Source organism: Nostoc sp. DedVER02, from assembly GCF_034530675.2.
Taxonomy (GTDB): Bacteria; Cyanobacteriota; Cyanobacteriia; order Cyanobacteriales; family Nostocaceae; genus Nostoc.
This window is the reverse complement of sequence record NZ_JAVRCP020000037.1, coordinates 45292-63249: the sequence shown is the minus strand read 5'-3', so window position 1 is coordinate 63249 and position 17958 is coordinate 45292. Positions and strand designations below refer to the sequence as shown.

At 42.0% G+C, this 17958-nt stretch carries 16 protein-coding genes and 1 pseudogene; 5 read left to right on the top strand and 12 right to left on the bottom strand.

From position 1 onward, the window contains the following. Nucleotides 1-97 precede the first annotated feature (97 nt). On the top strand, nucleotides 98-649 hold the full coding sequence (locus tag RMZ41_RS26115; protein WP_322639961.1) for a hypothetical protein: 552 nt from the start codon (nucleotides 98-100) through the stop codon (nucleotides 647-649). 30 nt (nucleotides 650-679) lie between these two features. Here the strand turns inward: RMZ41_RS26115 and proB are convergent, their stop codons facing one another. Both proB and RMZ41_RS26105 read right to left on the bottom strand, forming a co-directional pair. Then, entirely contained in the window at nucleotides 680-1783 is a 1104-nt protein-coding gene (gene proB / locus RMZ41_RS26110) for a glutamate 5-kinase (RefSeq protein WP_322639960.1), read from the bottom strand. Between the two features lie 273 nt (nucleotides 1784-2056). Then, the gene (locus RMZ41_RS26105; RefSeq protein WP_322639959.1) at nucleotides 2057-2596 is read right to left on the bottom strand and encodes a YqeG family HAD IIIA-type phosphatase; all 540 of its coding nucleotides are present in this window, start codon (nucleotides 2594-2596) and stop codon (nucleotides 2057-2059) included. Nucleotides 2597-3350: 754 nt separating this feature from the next. On the opposite strand from RMZ41_RS26105, the gene RMZ41_RS26100 reads away from it, so the two are divergent. Further along, complete coding sequence (locus RMZ41_RS26100; protein ID WP_322639958.1) at nucleotides 3351-4151, top strand: RMD1 family protein; 801 nt, start codon at nucleotides 3351-3353, stop codon at nucleotides 4149-4151. A 372-nt stretch (nucleotides 4152-4523) separates the two neighbouring features. Here RMZ41_RS26100 and RMZ41_RS26095 read toward each other — a convergent pair whose 3' ends face one another. The 7 genes from RMZ41_RS26095 to RMZ41_RS26065 all read right to left on the bottom strand — a co-directional run bounded on the left by RMZ41_RS26095 (nucleotide 4524) and on the right by RMZ41_RS26065 (nucleotide 10914). Continuing rightward, nucleotides 4524-5096: a DUF3727 domain-containing protein gene (locus tag RMZ41_RS26095; RefSeq protein ID WP_322639957.1), complete on the bottom strand. Its 573-nt coding sequence runs from the start codon at nucleotides 5094-5096 to the stop codon at nucleotides 4524-4526. 142 nt (nucleotides 5097-5238) lie between these two features. Continuing rightward, entirely contained in the window at nucleotides 5239-5715 is a 477-nt protein-coding gene (gene ruvX / locus RMZ41_RS26090) for a Holliday junction resolvase RuvX (protein WP_322639956.1), read from the bottom strand. Further along, the gene (locus RMZ41_RS26085; RefSeq protein ID WP_322639955.1) at nucleotides 5715-6953 is read right to left on the bottom strand and encodes a GNAT family N-acetyltransferase; all 1239 of its coding nucleotides are present in this window, start codon (nucleotides 6951-6953) and stop codon (nucleotides 5715-5717) included. The genes ruvX and RMZ41_RS26085 overlap by 1 nt, the downstream gene beginning before the upstream one ends. Before the next feature lie 222 nt (nucleotides 6954-7175). Further along, nucleotides 7176-7382 (bottom strand): hypothetical protein, encoded by a 207-nt coding sequence (locus RMZ41_RS26080; RefSeq protein ID WP_322639954.1) that lies wholly within the window; start codon nucleotides 7380-7382, stop codon nucleotides 7176-7178. Between the two features lie 144 nt (nucleotides 7383-7526). Continuing rightward, a complete protein-coding gene (locus RMZ41_RS26075; protein ID WP_322639963.1) occupies nucleotides 7527-8018 on the bottom strand; it encodes a hypothetical protein in 492 nt (163 codons plus the stop codon). A gap of 209 nt (nucleotides 8019-8227) precedes the next feature. Next, nucleotides 8228-10384 (bottom strand): pentapeptide repeat-containing protein, encoded by a 2157-nt coding sequence (locus RMZ41_RS26070; RefSeq protein WP_322639953.1) that lies wholly within the window; start codon nucleotides 10382-10384, stop codon nucleotides 8228-8230. Between the two features lie 185 nt (nucleotides 10385-10569). Further along, nucleotides 10570-10914, bottom strand: coding sequence for a hypothetical protein (locus RMZ41_RS26065; RefSeq protein WP_322639952.1), 345 nt, complete (start codon nucleotides 10912-10914; stop codon nucleotides 10570-10572). 667 nt (nucleotides 10915-11581) lie between these two features. On the opposite strand from RMZ41_RS26065, the gene RMZ41_RS26060 reads away from it, so the two are divergent. Continuing rightward, on the top strand, nucleotides 11582-12013 hold the full coding sequence (locus RMZ41_RS26060; RefSeq protein ID WP_322639951.1) for a hypothetical protein: 432 nt from the start codon (nucleotides 11582-11584) through the stop codon (nucleotides 12011-12013). Between the two features lie 49 nt (nucleotides 12014-12062). Here RMZ41_RS26060 and RMZ41_RS26055 read toward each other — a convergent pair whose 3' ends face one another. The 3 genes from RMZ41_RS26055 to RMZ41_RS26045 all read right to left on the bottom strand — a co-directional run bounded on the left by RMZ41_RS26055 (nucleotide 12063) and on the right by RMZ41_RS26045 (nucleotide 14876). Beyond that, a complete protein-coding gene (locus tag RMZ41_RS26055) occupies nucleotides 12063-12434 on the bottom strand; it encodes a hypothetical protein (RefSeq protein ID WP_322639950.1) in 372 nt (123 codons plus the stop codon). Between the two features lie 93 nt (nucleotides 12435-12527). Continuing rightward, on the bottom strand, nucleotides 12528-13709 hold the full coding sequence (locus RMZ41_RS26050) for a glycosyltransferase (RefSeq protein WP_322639949.1): 1182 nt from the start codon (nucleotides 13707-13709) through the stop codon (nucleotides 12528-12530). A gap of 177 nt (nucleotides 13710-13886) precedes the next feature. Further along, nucleotides 13887-14876 carry a GDP-mannose 4,6-dehydratase gene (locus RMZ41_RS26045; protein WP_322639948.1) on the bottom strand — a complete coding sequence of 330 codons (990 nt, stop codon included), beginning with the start codon at nucleotides 14874-14876 and terminating at the stop codon, nucleotides 13887-13889. Between the two features lie 792 nt (nucleotides 14877-15668). Between RMZ41_RS26045 and RMZ41_RS26040 the strand changes: the two genes are divergently transcribed. Beyond that, nucleotides 15669-17249, top strand: a complete 1581-nt coding sequence (locus RMZ41_RS26040) for a group II intron reverse transcriptase/maturase (protein WP_322639947.1) — start codon at nucleotides 15669-15671, stop codon at nucleotides 17247-17249. A 256-nt stretch (nucleotides 17250-17505) separates the two neighbouring features. Further along, a pseudogene (locus RMZ41_RS26035) lies at nucleotides 17506-17682 on the top strand (cyanophycinase); the annotation flags it as partial. Nucleotides 17683-17958 lie beyond the last annotated feature (276 nt).

Below are 17958 nucleotides of genomic sequence, written 5' to 3'. Positions count from 1 at the left end.
TCATAACAAAATTACTAAATGCACCCATCTATAAGTTTGACGTAGTTTGGCGCATCTTCATACAGAATTGGTATAAGCCAATCAATTTTGCATAATTATGAATCTGAAAATCTTGTCGTTAGTGCAATTACAATGCCTACGATTAATTCTGCTGTTCACTTTGATATTCGGACTAATACTAAGTGTTGATTACAGTTCATCTTTAGCCGCACAAAAGGTTGGGCAACCTGGATATATAGACTCCGTAAATACTGATATCACCTCCAATCAGCTTCAGGTGGTACAACTTCCAGTTACCGGACTTGTTTCTACATTGTCGGATGAGGTCGAGGAATTACCATCAGACTTAATTCGCTGGTCAACTTACTGGCAACTTTGCTGGGAACCATATCCTGAAGCTAAAGAATACGAACTGCAAACGGTACTGATGGAAGGGAAATCTCCAAAGTTGAAGCGTCAAAGCGATCGCTGTTTTCGTATACAAGCCGCATCTAATGAAAACCAAAAATCACAAGGATTACTCAACCGTGAATTAATCTTGTTAATGCACAAAATTCAGCTTGGTTATCGAGTGCGAGCCGTCTTAGACAACAACCGCGTCAGTGAATGGTCTCCAGTAATGGCAGTCGGCGCAACTACTGCTGAATAGAGTAGTCACGAAATTTATCCTATTTACATCTTAAGTCAAAACCAAATTATCCCGATGAATCACTGTTTCTACACCGGCATAGCCTAAAATTATCGGAATCTCTCGTGAATGAGAGCCACGAATCTTTTGCAGATCGTTGCTGTTGTAATTTACAAGTCCTCTAGCAATTTCGTTACCGTTGCTGTCACACAATTGCACAGCATCTTGTGTGTCAAATTCTCCTTCTACTGCTTTAATTCCAGCAGCTAATAACGATTTTCCCCCTAGAGAAATTGCCGCGATCGCACCTTCATCTAAATACAATTTACCCGCAGGTAAAAGTCCGTAAGCTATCCAACGTTTACGCGCCGAAGTTGGTTCAGGTTGCGGTTCAAAATGCGTCCCAATAAGTTCACCTTGAATAATTTTTTCTATATTTCGAGGAAATCGCCCTTGAGTAATTACAGTCCGCACTCCCGCAGCGATCGCAATTCTCGCAGCCGAAATTTTCGTCAGCATCCCGCCAGTCCCCCACTGAGAACCTTGGGAACCTATTTGTAATTGAGCTAATTCTTTAATGCTACTAACTAAAGCGATCGGTCGCGCATCTGGCACTGAACGGGGATCGGCTGAGTACAGGCGATCGACATCGGTAAGCAAAAATAGCCAATCTGCTTCTACTAAGCTGGCAACTAATGCCGAAAGGGTATCATTATCACCAAATTTTAGTTCGTCTATTGCTACAGTATCATTTTCATTGACTATGGGGATCACTCCCAGCCCTAGTAATTCCTGAAAAGTATTGTAGGCATTGAGATAGCGGCTGCGCTGTACCAAGTCGCTGCGTGTCAATAATACTTGAGCGATCGCTTGTTGCAATGTAGTAAATAAATCATCATATATACGTATTAACCTACCTTGTCCAACTGCGGCTACAGCTTGTTTTAGTGCGATCGCTTTAGGACGTTCAGTTAAGCCCAACCGCGCACAACCCACGCCCACAGCACCAGAAGAAACCAAAATTACCCGGTGTCCCTGGCTTCTCAAATGGCAAAGTGTCTCCGCCAAAGTAGCGATAGTAGAAAGTGCTAATTGTCCCGTTTCTGGTTGAGTTAGGCTAGAAGTACCGATTTTGACAACAATTGTTTTAGTCATTGGTCATTGGTCATTGGTCATTGGTCATCGGTCATTAGTCATTGGTCATTAGTAACTGACAAATGACAACGGACAAATGACAAATGACTAAAGAAATTGTAAAGCGCCAATCCCTCTATAGTGAAGGTTGACGCTTTACGGAAGTATATTTACTTAGTATGAGTTAGGGTCTTTTTTGGCTGACCCCATGTTATTAATACTTATGATCCCCGATTTTTGGCTTCCAGTAAGATTCCTTAACCATTTCTTTAGATTTACTTTCCTGACGATTTCTTAACTTTTGTGAATCTTACTTTTCTTGGGGGTAATAGAGGCTCCTAAGATTTCAGATATCCAAACTTCAAAGTTGCGGACGGGATGAGAGCGCAGGGCTGCGTCTGCATGGACAATTGGTTCAACTAAAATGGTAAACATCCCCAAGCGATTACCTGCGATGACATCGGTAAATAAGCGATCGCCTACCATCCCCACTTGATGCATCGGCAGATCCATTGTCCTGACTGCGGCTCTAATTTTACGTCGGGAAGGCTTGGCTGCACCTAAATAGTAGGGTAGGTTGAGCGATCGCGCAATTCCACCAATTCGCGCTTCACTTAGATTGTTACTCACCAAACACAATGCAGTACAGGTGCGAATTTGCTCCACCCACTCTCGTAGTTCTGGGGAAGCCATCCCTACTGTAAAGGGTACTAAGGTTTCGTCTACATCCAATACCAGCCCTTTAAGCCCGTATTTTTGGATAATATCTGGTGTTAGATTCAACACTGAACCTTCTAAAATCAAGTCAGGCTGTAAAAGGTTGTTCCAGGCCATAGTCAGCAGTCAAATTTAAATAGCTCAAAAAATGAGCATAACCCAATATAGTTTAGTTAGTCGAACTCGATTCTGGAATATCTCCCTGAACATTTTGAGATAAAATACCTAAAGTTTATCTATCTATTGGATGTAATAATTATTCAAATCAATAAATGTATCGATTTCTGATAATTTAAAAAACTTACAAAAATCCCTTCTTCTACCGGATCATAAATTTCACTAATTTAAGTTACTTCCTGTATTTTAAACATTTATAATGTCAATATTGCCGTAAAATCTCAATATGTTATTAATTTTATGACGCTTGAGATTTTTTGTGTTGTAAACAGAGAAATAAAAACATTTAATATTAGAAAAATCTCTTATAATAGCTAAAAATATGTTAGTATTTAGGCAAAAGATTAAATTATATATAGCAAGGGACTGGGGACTGGGTGAGAAGTCTTTTTGCGTCTAAGTTTCATTATCTGTTGATCTCCTAACCACCTTAGCTATTGCTATATTTGCTAGTGATTATAAATTCATTCACCAATATTGTCAAAATTTCAAGTTTCTACTTTGATTAGGGATTTGCTTTACACAATTGTTGGAAAAATATTCTTTACCAGCAGATAGTCAAAATACAAGCGCACCTTCGGCAGTGCTGAATAGGTTTATTGGTAAGCTGAGATTGTATTGATCTCCGATAACAGGCATTGGTTGCTATCGCTACTCTCGGAGATCAGCAGATAGAATATAGCATAGGGCGACAATGCAAAAACTCCTTTTTAATGACAGAGATAGATTTAGAGCGCAGGCTCTATTTCTTGGTGAAGATATTAATTTAAAGACTTTGGAGAATTATATTTGCTTGGCGACTATGCCAGTAATGGTTACAGTCGGTGAACACGGCTGTGCAGTACTGCTGGATTATGGTGCAGTTGTCCTGTTTAATCTTCAGCCTGCACAAAAAGTAGACTTCTTGACCAAACTATCCTCTCAAGTTAGTGACTCTTTTGCCAAGCCGGAAACAGAAGAGGTGGAAATTCATCTCAACATTGCAGAGAGTGAGAGAGTTAAGGAAGGAAAAATTTTGTTGCATGAATTTAGTGTAGAACGCTTGCAAATAGTGGCTGATATCCTTGCTAAAAGTGTTGTGTTGTCTCATTATGAAACTAGTTTAGCAACTGTATTTGATCAAATAGAACCATTTGCAGCTAGTCTCCAGCGTGAAAACAGAGGAAGAAAGCAGAGTCGGGAATTACTGCGTCAACTTGGGACTACGCTGTTAGTTCAACATAAAATTGTTGGTCGGGTAGAGATTATTGATAAGCCAGAATTGCTCTGGGAATCTCCACAGTTAGAAAACTTATATCTCCGCTTGGAAGATGAATACGAAATCCGTGAGCGTCACAATGCTTTGGAGCGCAAACTAGAGCTAATTACCCAAACTGCCCAAACAGTGCTAGAGTTTATGCAACATAGCAGTAGCCAGCGAGTAGAGTGGTATGTGGTGATTCTGATTGTGGTGGAGATTCTGCTGTCACTATACGACATTATTTTCAAAGGCTAATGCTCAATTTGAAGATAGTAACAATTACTGCTTTTGAGCAGTAGCCTTGAGTCGGATAATCGCAGTCAACACTACAAAATCTATGCTTTTTTTGGAATCTTAAACAACAAAAACTATCCCAATTTTGTATCAATGTTTCATTGCTTCCACATTTAGGAACGTCGATTAAATAAAATGTAAAACTTCATCCTCTATCTAACTTCTCTCTTCTTTATAAGGAGAGGGATTGAGGGTGAGGTAAGCCAGGGACATAAATTGTATGTTGTTTAATACTTATTCCTTAACGGGATATGGTAAAAGGTTTAAGTAGTTTTTGATTAAAATGAAAATTCAAAATTCAAAATGTAATATTTTCATTTTGAATTTTAAATTTTATTCTACTTCATTAAAAAGATGTTCTTCTAACAGAGGTTGCACTTGACGAAACTCTTCTGGAGAAAGTAATTCCGGTTCACCTGTTTTTGCTATCCGTGCAAAAAACAACAGAGGATCGAGGGGTGTATAAATTGCATACTCCTGATCTTCATCATAGAAGCTAGCAAGTAACTGCAATTGCTCTGGATCTAAATCTGCTTCTTCGTCTTCAATTTCTAAGGTAAATAGTTCTGATTCTTCGACTGGCGGTAAATCACCTGCAACCGTCAAAGCATAAGCTGTATTTTTCAACACTAGATTCTGCTCAGATAATACAGCTTGAGCAGTGGCAAAAATTTGCTCAATGATATTGTCGTCTTCTACCAGAACTGCTTCTTCTTCCTCATCGTCACCTTCCCAAGAAAAAATCTCTACAGGTGAGTCTACAGGAAGAAGTAAAACGTATTCTTGTCCATCTACCTCAAGGGAATGCTCTACATAACATTCGAGCGATCGCCCTTTGTCATCGGTTAAAGTGATGGAACTGGTATGAGCGTTATCATTTTCTTCAGGAAATGGAGGGGAAAACATAGCCGAAAGGTAAAAATTTAATAAATATCAGCAAGTTTGGAAATCGCTTAACTATTTTAATGACATATTATGTCAATGAAATAGCTTGACACGTAGATACAACTGCTGGCTAATCGTTTTCAGAATATCATGTTAAAAGGTATCAATATTCAATAGCCGCAACTGAACTACGGGAACTAGCACGCTTAACATCCAGCCATTGCTGCAAGATTAGAGCGGCTGCTTTACGGTCAATCAAACCTTTATGGCGTGATGGGGAGCGGTTCTCAGCTATCAGCAGTTGCTCTGCTTGAAATGAAGTTAATCGCTCATCCACATATTCCACAGGCAGTTTCAACGCTTTAGTAAGTTTTGTAGTAAATTTTTGAACTTGACGCGCCTGAAATCCTATTGAGCCATCCATTGAATAAGGTAAGCCCATAACTAGGATTTGCACCTCGCGTTCATTAACTATTTGCCGGATTTGCTCCACATCCTGCTCAAAAGATGTGCGCTCAATTGTGGTTATCCCAGTAGCAATTAAACCCGTGCGATCGCACCCAGCCACACCAATTCGCTTGCGACCAAAATCTAGTCCCAACGCTGAAATAAACGGTTTTGGCTGCTCCTGGGATATCACTAATTCTCCTGCTCTGCATCTGCTGATTCAGTAATCGGTGATGCTTCTATACTAGGGTTTTTTACTGGAAAGTTAATCGGTTCTGACTTGATTGGCAGTGGTTTATCTGAGGATGGCAACTTTCCTGGTTGTATCCATGACATTCCACCTGGTATAGGTTTACGTGCTGGTTGTAAACCTTGCAGCATATCAGTCCACTGAATACCTTCTAGGGAGACAAATTTAGACTCCCGTAGCTTGTGCCACACAGAGCGAGACATTACTAATGTATGTTCTATCCGTTTTGCCCCAATTCGTTCCAAATACTCTTCTCGCTCTGCCTGATAGTCAGAGGAAGCTAATTGTAGCCCTTGCTGGGGAAAATCTTGAGCAATCCGAGCTAGTTGAGATAACAATTCTGGATACAGCCAAGTGTAAGCAGGATGAACCGTTAACGTTGCCACGTGGGGAACTTCGCCCTTTCGGTCAAGTTGTACTTGAAAATAGCCGATCGCAGCTTTGCGTTGTGGTTCAAATACGTAACCACTGACTACTTCTGTTTTCGTTAGCCATTGCTTCACAGCATCAGTTAAAGCGCCAAACAAACTGGTTTTAAAGTCGCGGGTATTTCTGTCAAAAACCTGACGTACCAGAGGTGGCATAGATGCTGTGTCTAGTTGATATAGCAACTGGGCATCAGCATTACTCACTGGCAAAAGGTTGGGTAAATCTGGCTCTGCTTGTGCCAATTCAGCCAGTAATTCTGGCCCTATTTCCCAGTATGTCATTTCTGCCAGACGTTGGAACCCATTTTGTCGATATAATGCCAGCGCTTCAATATCGTTGATGTTAACTTCTAGTAGCCAAGTGCGAGCTTCCAAAATCGATTCAAAGCAATGGCGCAAAAGTTGCGAACCAGTTCCTTGTTTATCGATACCACGCTCTAACAACACTTGATCGATGCGCCAAGTGCTGCGTGTCCGGTTAAAGGGTGATACTTGAATCATTCCTAGAAGCATCCGCCCTTGCTCTGCAACATAAGCACAGAGGCGATACTGAAGCGGGTTAGGGAACCAACTCAAAAACTTGAGTAATCCATACCAGCGACGCAGCCTTTGCATCTGACTGATGGCAAAACCTGCTCCCTGGGGAGTAAGGGCTGCGAATGACTCTTGAGTTATGCGCTCAATTCCGTCCAGATCCCGGTATTGGACTGGTCGAATAACAACGCTGAGGTTTCTGGGAAGTAATGAAGTCATTTTTATTCGAGCCGCTATTTAGCCTTAACTAACTGCTCTTCAAAGGAACTGCTGCAATAATATTAACTGCTTTTTGCCCTTTACTATTGCGCCAAAAGGGTGATTTTAGTCACTCAATACTTAAAAAAGCAGAAAAAGCAGACGTTGTGAGCATACCATTGGCATTAACCCAACAACATCTGCCTTTATCTTATTGGAATTTTGATTAAAATTTGTATATATTTACAGCCCTTGTCGAGAAACTAGCTTTTCAAAGTGAGCTTGAGTTTGATGGAGTAATTGCTGGCGACTATCTACCATTGTTTGTTTCAGGGATGGAACAAGATTGCGAGCTTGCAGAGTCATGTGAAGTTGCAGGTTGGCGACATATTCACTGAAATCTTGATTCACTTCATCTGCGCCCGCATCTGTTAATAAATTTGATTCCATTGCCACTGTGTTCTCCTGTGTTAATCCTATTCTGTCTCTCTTCATGACAAAAAATTATCATGTTGCTTGGACTAACTTCTTAATTTGCAATGAAGTTTAACGCTTCTTATGGATAGCGATCGCAGCAGGGTTTTGATTTGCCCATTAAAATCTAAAACCAACACCACCTTGTACAGAGATAGCTGTACCACCGCTATCACGGTAGGCATCAAAAGCGATGATGGCATTACCAAAAAGGACAGTATTGCTATTCGGAATCATATAATCAATACCCGGTTGTAAAGCAAAACTGATTTTGTCGCCCACAGGAGAAGATCCACCACCACCAGCCAATACTAACCCAGCACCCAGGTATGCATCAGCTTGCCAGTTAAGAGGAATATCGTAAGAAACCGTTGGCACAACTGCTGTATTACTACCTATTAAAACTTGGGCACGGAGTGAAAGGGGTGCTTCTAAAAGCTTGTAGCGCCCAGCTATTACTCCCCCAAATTGGATACCATCAGTAAAACCAACAGTGGGGCCTATACCTATATAACTGCCATACGCTACTTGAGCTTGTGCTGGTTTAGTAGTCGTCAGACTCAAAACCAAGCTAGCCCCCAAAACTGAAACAAAATATGGAATATACTTCATAATCGACTCCTCACACCAATTAGTCATTTGTCATTTGTCATTTGTCATTGGTCATTGGGCATTGGGCATTGGGCATTGGGCATTGGGCATTGGGCATTGGGCATTGGGCATTGGGCATTGGTTATTTGCCTTGTCTCCCTCATCCTCCCCTGCCTCCCCTGCTCCCTGCCCCCTGCTCCCCTGCTCCCTGCTCCCTGCTCCCCTCCATTCTACGGGCAACGAGGATGAATGCCCCCTTGAGTACAAATGTAGGCTAATTGCTTGGGATCTAAATTTTTAGCTTTAGAAAAATCAACCCCTTGGACTACAGCAGATACTGAGCCTAAATCTGGGGTTTTGACAAATTGATCTGCTGGATCTTCTTTGCTAGGAGCGAGAATTGCTCCCTTAAAATCTGCTCCTGCTACATTTGCTCCCCGTAAATCTGCAAGACTCAGGTCAGCATTTTGTAAGTTAACGTTTTCCATCTGGGCAGAACGCAAAACAGCACCAGCAAGACGAGTGGCGCTCAGATTAGCATTGCTGATATTGGCACGATCCAAATAAGCTCCTGATAAATCTGCCCCTTGCCAATCAGTATTAGTTAAGTTGGCAAAAGATAATTGTGTTCCGATAGCAGTGACGCGACCTAAACGGGCCGCGTACAGATTAGCTTCGTTCAATTTAGCATCGCCTAAATCAGCCCCAGTTAAGCTGGCTCTCTCCAAAACTGCGTTTCGCAGATCGGCTCCTACTAGTTGGGTGCTGTTGAGTTTTGCGTCATATAAACGTGCGTTGGATAAGTTGGCTCTGTTAAGAGTGGCACGGCTCAAATCGATCCGGTTCATCAAGACACGACTAAGATTAGCATCAGTCAGATTAGCTTGCTGCAACTGAGCTTGGCTTAAATCAGCCATTACATCGTCGTAGGTATCCCAACGTCCATCTTCACCCGCACTCCGAAAGCGGCTACCCTTAAAGCTAGCTTGGTTAAGATTTGCAGATTTAAACTTAACTCCTGATAAATCAAGGTTGTCTAGTACCAAGTTGAAGAATGAACTTCCTGAAGTACCGCTTTGACCTAATTGGGTACTACTAAGGTCAACGCCCTCCATTTTTCCGCTATACACAGAGAGAATTTTGTTGATCGTTCTCTGGTTTCTTTGTAACCGCCCTTGCCGTAAATCCCGTTCTTGGGTTGCAGCGCTGCCTACAGATTCCAGTTCGCTAACCAAAAACTGATTCTTATTTTTTAATTCGGGGATAGCTTGGGGGCCGACAGTTGTCAAAGCTTGTTGAATCGTATCCAGAAGGCTGGGGTTGGTTTCGCTAACCAATAAATCCGCCAGATATTTAATAGATTGTGGATCGTTAAGACCACCCATAGCCAAAATTGCACTTTGGCGTTGCTCATTAGTCGCCCCAGAGTTGGGAGTTAATTGTTTCACAAGTTCGAGGAACTGTTGGCTATTAATTTGCTTAGTTGCTCGTTGGGATTGTTGAATTTGGATATAAACTTGAGTACCGATTAAAGTTGCCAACACAGCAGTCATACTCGTAAGCCCTACCCCAAACAAAGTCAGGTTAGGATTTTGCTGTATCCGCCGCCACAGGTTGGGTGAATAGTTGGTTTCATCTGCCGCTAATTCTTCTCCCTCTTGCCTTTCTGCTTCATCATTCCCGTCAGCAGATTGAGTTTGTCTGTTATTAGCTAAGAGTGAGGAGGGTAAGGGGCGAGTTGCATCTATGGTATAAGTACCTGCAAGTTGATCGTGTAGGGCGCGACGACCGCGACGTGACGGTAAGCCGATGCCTTCACCCACAATCATTAATAAAGACAAAAACGTGAATAATCCCAAATTCGGGAAAGCAAAGCTGTAGCGCCACAGCAGATAGGCGATGGAAATGGGTACAGTCCAACGTCCAACTCCTTCTCTAATGACAACTGCCCCCAATCCGGGCGGCTTCCCTTGCTCGTTCACAACCCGCACTTTGAACCAACGTTTCGGAATTGTTCTACCAGTTTTAGCTAGTAAATACAATTCCCACCACGAAAGGGTTACAGGCGCTAATAGGGCGATTGTCCACAAAATATTAGTCGGCCATGCCACGTTACGGATGCCATAGCTCACAGGTAGAGCTAGGGGTCTAGCGATCGCTCTTTCTGTAACTACCAGCACGGGGTTAAGCGGTACTCGGTTCAAATCGCTTCTCGAATTGGCATATACACCAATGCCGAAGGGAATCAACCCAGTGGCAACTACTAGTGTGATTTCAGCCGCCCAAGCAGCAAAACGCCTACTTGCTAGCAACATCGAACTGGCTCTCTCCGGTTCTTTTGACTGACCAGATTGATTACTACTTCTCCTGACAATTGGTGATGTCATCGAATAATTCCCTTTGATATTATTTCTACGCCGCGATCGGCACAATTAAAATAGACTCAGCTAGCTAATCAGCAAAAAGAAAAGCATATTGAAATAGAATTTAGGAGTTATGAGTCAAGAACCTTTTGTATTATGGCTCGTAACTTTCATAACTCCAGGCAGATTGCCAAGTAATTGCATATCAACTATTGCTTACGTTGAAAGCTACTAGACACAAAAAATTTGTATCCAACATACACTAACGCTGCCAAAAGTGCCAGAGTTATTACAGATGCAACTAATTTAAACACTGCTTGCAGCATCGCCAAGCCTACTAGCACCGTCACACCCGAAACTACCAGCTTTTTCGTCCCAGATAAGCCGTTAAACCAAATCTGAAATCGCTCCAGTTGCAAGTTTAAGTTCGCAAAAACAGACTGAGGCATCTGTTTTTGTTCTTGTGGTTGAGAAATAACCCCAGGTGGTGAATTAATCTCTGCCTCTAGCTTATCGAGGCGACGCTGTAAGTCTTCTTCTGGTTGAGGATTCATAAATCTTTATCTACCTCAGCTAGGTAACTTAGTTTGGATAACAAACCAACTAGATTCTATTTTTGGTGGTTGTCCTAGTGATTTTAGCGAATGTCTGTGTATGCAATATATTTATCACAGGTAAAAATTATGTTTTTTTGTTGTTGTCTGCTAATAAATATTTTTTATGCAGTATTCTAACTTCAATAAAATGTGATAAATATTACTTTAAATACAGAAACGAGGCGAATATAAAGTATAGAAAAGCATTTAAAACTATGAAAAAAGCACGTATACAACTAGGAGAAATAGCGTTACTTACGTAAGTAAATCCCCATTAAAATGATGCTTATAATACTTGTTGAATATTTTGTTAGACTAGCGATCGCTAGCAATTATCATATATAGCACAAGCCTTGGTGATTAGGACATCAAGAGATGATGAAACTTAGACACAAAAAGGGTTTTTACCCAGTCCCCAGTCCCCAGCCCCTCGCTATGAGTTAATTTCCATGACAAATCTAGAGCCTTTACTTGACAACATCTCTACATCCCATCTTCACAAACAATTCTGAATTTAATGGTGTTAGGTTATACGGCAGCTTTTGGAACCAATATCGATTGATATCGTCAATTAAATTAGACCGTATAACAATATTGCTCTAAAAAATATGGAGCATTAATTAAAATGAAAACGCTTCGGCTACTTGCAATTGTTCCCACAGCTTTGGTGATGAGCTTGTTTTTTGCTAAGGCTAATTTGGCAGAGACACCAAAAGTCCAAATAAATCGGGTCTTCCAACCAGATCCATTGGTTTTGAACGGAAAGTCTGGGGGAACTGTCAAAAGTAATTGTGGCAATATTACCACTGAACCTAGCCAAGTTATCCAGGTTACAGAGTCACTACCTTATTTACGATTAACAGTAGAAAGTCAAGGAAAGCCAACGCTGTTGATCGATGGGCCAGGGGGGCGTTTTTGTGTAATGGCAGATAGTTCCTCTGGAGGCAAGGCAGAGCTTCCTGGTTACTGGCAAGCAGGAAGATACACGGTGCATGTGGGCGAACTATCCCAGCAGCAGTTTAACTACACCCTCTCAATCTCGCAACAAAACAAATAGTCATTAGTCATTTGTCTTTTACTAATGACCAATGACTAATGACCAATAACTAATCCTCCAGTGATTTGGCTGAAACTTCCACAGCAGTGACATCAATTGTGCCTTCTGGTGTAAAGCGCTGAAAATGACTATTTTGTACTAACAGCGACTCACCACAGTTAGGACATTGTAACTGACTGTTATTTAACCCCGTAAATTCATATCTACAGACGGGACACTGATCCGCAACCAAGTTGCGTTGCAGCCACCAACGAAAGCCAAAAAAAGCAACAACGGGTGCTAAAAACAGCAACCCGACAATAATTAGCAACGAATTAACCAACCAGCCTAAGCCCAGTGATGCCAGCAACCAAAAAACTGCTAGCAGGGTGAGCCAAGGCCGGAGATTTAAAAGATTCAATTGAAATGACTTAAAGCTCATTTTTTAAATGTCGTCCTGCTCTCCTTCTAGGATAGCGATTTTGGTCATTGGTCATTTGTCATTGGTCATTTGTCATTTGTCATTGGTCATTTATCATTTTGACTTGATGACTGAGGATAGAAGCATTTTTTGCAAGTGCTGTTGGAAGGCATCTATGCCAAACAGAGCGATCGCTTGTTCTCGCAACCACTGTCCATCACATCGTTGGTCATTCCCTTGAAGCATTTCTATACAAGCTGCTGCTACAGCATCAGGATTGCGGTGTGGTACTCGCCATCCCAGTTTACCATCTTGTAGGGGGTCAGCCGAGCCATCGTCATCACCGGATAACACTGGCACTCCACAAGCCATTGCTTCTAGATAAACAATACCAAAGCCTTCTTGTGAAGGCATGATATAGGCATCGGCAAGACGGTAATGTTCCATTAATTCTTCTGTGGCAACGAAACCAGCAAATACGACGCGATCGCTCACACCTAAATATGCAGCTAGCTGGGCTAATCGCGGTTGGTCATCACCGCGACCAATTACTAAATATTTCACTTCTGGGAAAACCTGAGCAATTTGTGGTAGTGCCCGAATCGTGACATCTACACCTTTGTAAATATCCCCTGACCATAAGCGTGCTACTGTCATTAACACCTTAGAACCAGTTAAACCATATTTTTGAACTAATTCTGGGTGCTTGGAACCAGGAGTAAATTTATCCCCATCAATTGCACAAGGCATCATCTCTACCATTTTGGGGTTTAGACCATTTGCAAGACAAGCGCGATCGCGGCTGTAACGGCTAATTGTCCAAATTCTATCTGCTGATGTCAGGGCACGGCGTTCTTGATTTTTTAGAGGTTCCCAGACTTCTTTGCCGTAAGTTAGTACGGTATAAGGAATTCCCAAAGGCTGACAAAGAGTTTGGATTAATACTGCTAAGTTAATATGACCGCAGAAAACTTGTTGCGGACGGTCTTGCAACAAACATTTAAGTAAAGCTGCTGCCATTTGCAGCCTCCCTAAATGAGGGGACTGATTTTTAAAGTAATGAAATTTTAAGTTTTCGGCTTCAAACGGATTTAACCGATCGGGGCTATCTCGCAGCAAAAAAACTTCCGCCTTATAAACTTCACTCAATCCCAAATAGGCGCGGAAAATATCTTTTATATATGATTGGATGCCACCTTCGTGAGCAAAAATTTCTAAAAATACGAAGACATGGTTAGTTTTTTTGTTAACTTGATCACCTAACTTGAGGTTTTCCGTGACTGTACTATTGTGCATATTAGGTTATAGGAAAAGTCTGAAGGCAAAGGGAAAGAAGTATGAATGAAACCCAGTTCACAAGAAGATATTGTTATGAGACACGCCATAACATGATACAAAGTGTTCACATTTTACTCCCACTTGTATTTTTAAGCGTGAGTAATTCCTCTTGCCTTTTGCCTACTAGCTCCCCAATTACACTTGCGAGAAGGGCGCGATCAAACCGCTTTGTAACCGCTCTAAATCTGTTTTTACCATTTTTTCTAAAAGTTCCTCAAAGCTCACTTGGGGTTCCCAGCCAAGCTTCCTTTTAGCTTTATTAGGGTTAGCTACTAGTTGAAAATGCTCATCTTGTCGCAATAAGCTGGTATTTAAAACTATATGATGCGTCCAATCCAATCCGACAGATTCAAAGGCTGTGGCAACTAAATCTCTAACACTGTGCAGTTTACCAGTGCCAATCACATATTCTTCTGGCTCATCAACTTGCAACATGAGCCACATTGCTTCTACGTAATCTCCCGCAAAGCCCCAATCGCGTTTGGCATCTAAATTACCCATTTCTAAGGTGTCAGTTAAACCCAATTTAATCGATGCAGCTGCTAAAGAAACTTTTCGGGTGACAAACTGAGGTGCGCGTAGTGGAGACTCATGGTTATATAAAATTCCACTACAGGCAAATAATCCATAGCGCTGTCTGTGATGCACCATCGTCCAGTGGGCGTGCATCTTCGCCGCAGCATAGGGATTTTTGGGACGAAAAGACGTTTCTTCGTCTTGAGGCGAACTAAATACATCGCCAAACATTTCCGAACTGCTGGCTTGATAAAATCTAGTAGACAAACCAACCTGTCGTACTGCTTCCAAAAGTCTGGTAGCTGTACCAGTAATTAAATCTAGGGTTCCCAACGGATCGTTCCAAGAGTCGGGTACAAAACTCGGAGCCGCCAAATTGTAAATTTCTTGAGGACGCAGTTGTTCAACTGCGGTCAATAGCGCTGCATTATCCCTCAAGTCAACCGTAAAAATCTCTACCTGATTGGCCAGTGTTCCTAGCTTTGTCAAATTAGGTTGGCGATGTGGGGGTACTAATCCGACGACTCTGTAACCACGGTTGAGAAGCAAATGGCTGAGATAGTAGCCATCTTGACCAGTTATTCCTGTAATTAGGGCTGTTTTAGTCATAATCTGTCCCCTATTATCTCTATCTCTTTAAGGACTAAATGGCATTTGTTAGAGAACAAAAATTCAGGCTCTCAACACTGCTGACAAATCTTAACAAGGGAGCTAGTGTAACTCGAATGCTATCTTTACTGTATTCACTAAATTATTTTTATACAAAAATCTTCTTTGAGATTTTACAAAAAAATCATAATGAGTAAGCAATTTTACGTAAAAAATACATTATTCCAATTCGTGCGATTCGTTGATTAGTGAATCACGGCAATCAGTCCGTACATAACTAATCCAGCCCGTCAGCAGATTACTGACACTAAAGGCTGAACTCTCGGATTGATGCAGGTGTAAGTCCTGTCATTCAGACTCAGAATTGACTCCTTATCTGCCCACACTGACCAGACTCGGTTTCTGGAGGGTGAAGCTGGGAACAGGGCGCAATCAGACGACCGTTGCGGGTTGACACTGGCGCTAACAGGGAGTTCCTATGATGAAACAGAGCCTAAAAAAGCGACTTAATATCTAGACAAGGGCGCAACACAAAAATCCCTGACCTCACTGGAGTCAATTCCCGCCGTTCTGAATTGGAAAACGGTAAGAGTCTAGGGAATCCAGCAGTCGAATTGGCTACATCTAACGGAACTATCAATCTCTCCGAGGGAACGAATAAAAACGAGTTGTGGGTCTAGGGGCTTTTCGTTCCCCAAGTAGTCCAGACGAGCGGAGGAATCCCCACAATTCGGGTAGGACAGACCGTAATTGGTCTGAGGTGTTCAGAATACACAAACTCTAGAAGAGAAAATGATTAGGCACAGTTACAAAACTAGTGAATCTTGGAGAGCGTTACCGTGGAAGAAATTCCGCCGTAACCTTTTCCGCCTTCAAAAGCGCGTGTACAAAGCTGTTCAAGTTGGAGACAAACGGAAAGCTCGGTTACTCCAAAAGCTTATTCTAAAATCAACCTCGGCTCGATTTCTTGCAATAAGACAAGTATCTCAGCTAAATGCTGGTAAAAAGACGGCTGGTATTGATGGCAAAAAATCGCTCTCATTTGAAGAACGCTTCAACCTTGAAGAATTACTGAGGATGAAAAGTGGAAATTGGAAGCATCAAGGACTGCGGGAAATCCCCATCCCTAAGAAGGACGGGACTACCAGAATGCTTAAAATACCAACCATCGCGGATAGAGCTTGGCAATGCCTCGCAAAATATGCACTCGAACCAGCACACGAAGCCACATTCCACGCTAGGAGTTATGGGTTCAGAACTGGGCGCTCTGCCCATGATGCACAGAAGTACATCTTTGATAACCTACGCTCCATCTGTAACGGAATAGAAAAACGAGTAATAGAACTCGATATCGAGAAGTGCTTCGACAGGATTAACCACTCAGCAATAATGGACGAACTCATCGCCCCTTTTGGCTTAAAACTCGGTATCTTCCGATGCCTTAAGGCTGGAGTCAACCCAGAGTTCCCGGAACAGGGAACACCCCAAGGAGGAGTGGTCAGTCCTTTACTAGCAAATATTGCACTCAACGGGATCGAGAGTATACACAGATACCACACCGAATACAAATTCGGTAAAAGGATCACAAACAACACCCCAGAAAATAGAATCGTCGAGCCATCAATCCGATACGCGGATGACATGGTTATTATACTCCGACCCGAAGATGACGCAACAGAGATACTTGAAAGAATCAGCGAGTTCCTCCGCAAACGCGGAATGAATGTAAGCCAAAAGAAAACCAAAGTTACCGCCACGACAGATGGGTTTGATTTCCTCGGCTGGCACTTTAAAATCCAGAAGAACGGAAAGTTTAGATGTACTCCCTCAGTGGACAATTTCAAAGCATTCCGGAAGAAAGTAAAACACATCGTTAACAACTCGAATTATGGTGCTACCACAAAGGCTGAGAAATTAGCCCCGGTAGTTAGAGGCTGGAGGAATTACCACAAGTTCTGCAAGATGGACGGGTCAAGGTTCTCACTTTGGCACATGAATCACAGAACTTATACGGTATTCAACAAGGAAACCAAGCAAAACCGCTACTCTAGCAAGAAATTACTAGACAAAGCATTCCCAAAAGTTCCTTACTCCGAAAACAAACACGTTTCTGTCAAAGGAACTAAATCACCTTACGACGGAGATACAGCTTACTGGAGTGAACGTAACAGTAAACTCTATGATGGCGAAACCTCTAAAGCTCTTAAGAAGCAAAACCACAGATGTGCCTCCTGCGGCTTAAAGTTCATCGATGAAGAACGGGTTCACCTGCATCACATCGACGAAAATCACGCCAACTGGAAGAAAAATAATCTTGAAGCAATTCACGAGAGTTGCCACGATTACAAGCACATGAGCAAAAGCGCAAGCTAAGAACATCGGGAGCCGTGTACACGGAAACGGGTACGCACGGATCTAACTGAGAGGTGCGGGAGATAATACTCCCCATCGACTCAACCGAAGGATTGAAGAATTCAGGAGTCAGGAATCAGAATTCAGAATACAGACGCTCTTAAGTATTGCGTAAAGGCTGCGGCATCGCAACATTTAGAGACGCTATGCGTAGCTTTCCCGAAAGGGTACGGTTAAAACGGATATGAAGCGGATGTTCGACACCAACGTTGATGTAGAGGCTACATATAACAATATGGATCAAATCTTAAAAGATGAGCCTTTAGCAATTTGTGGAGCAAAGCTTCATATCTTACTCCGTGGCTATAAATTTGATTTGAAAACGCGCCAACCTATCTTAAATAATAACTCTATGCCAGATGTGTCTAAATTCGCAGGTTCAGTAAATACTTAACTTTTAGCGGAGTCAGAAACCAAGCTTTTATAGCTAAAATTAATGAGTTCAAGAAAAGCATAATAGCTTTAATTCGTTGATGAATTAAGCTTAAAAAGGCAGAAAGTAGGAAAAATCCCCATAAACAAATTTAGGGATTTAATAAGGACACCGTATTTTTTGCGGTGCGAGTCGAGGCTCGATAGTGTAGGGTTAGCGACGTAGAAGCGTCTGACTCGCTAATGCTGCGCTATCGAAATACATCTTTCTTTTTATTTTTCATAAATAAATTTACTT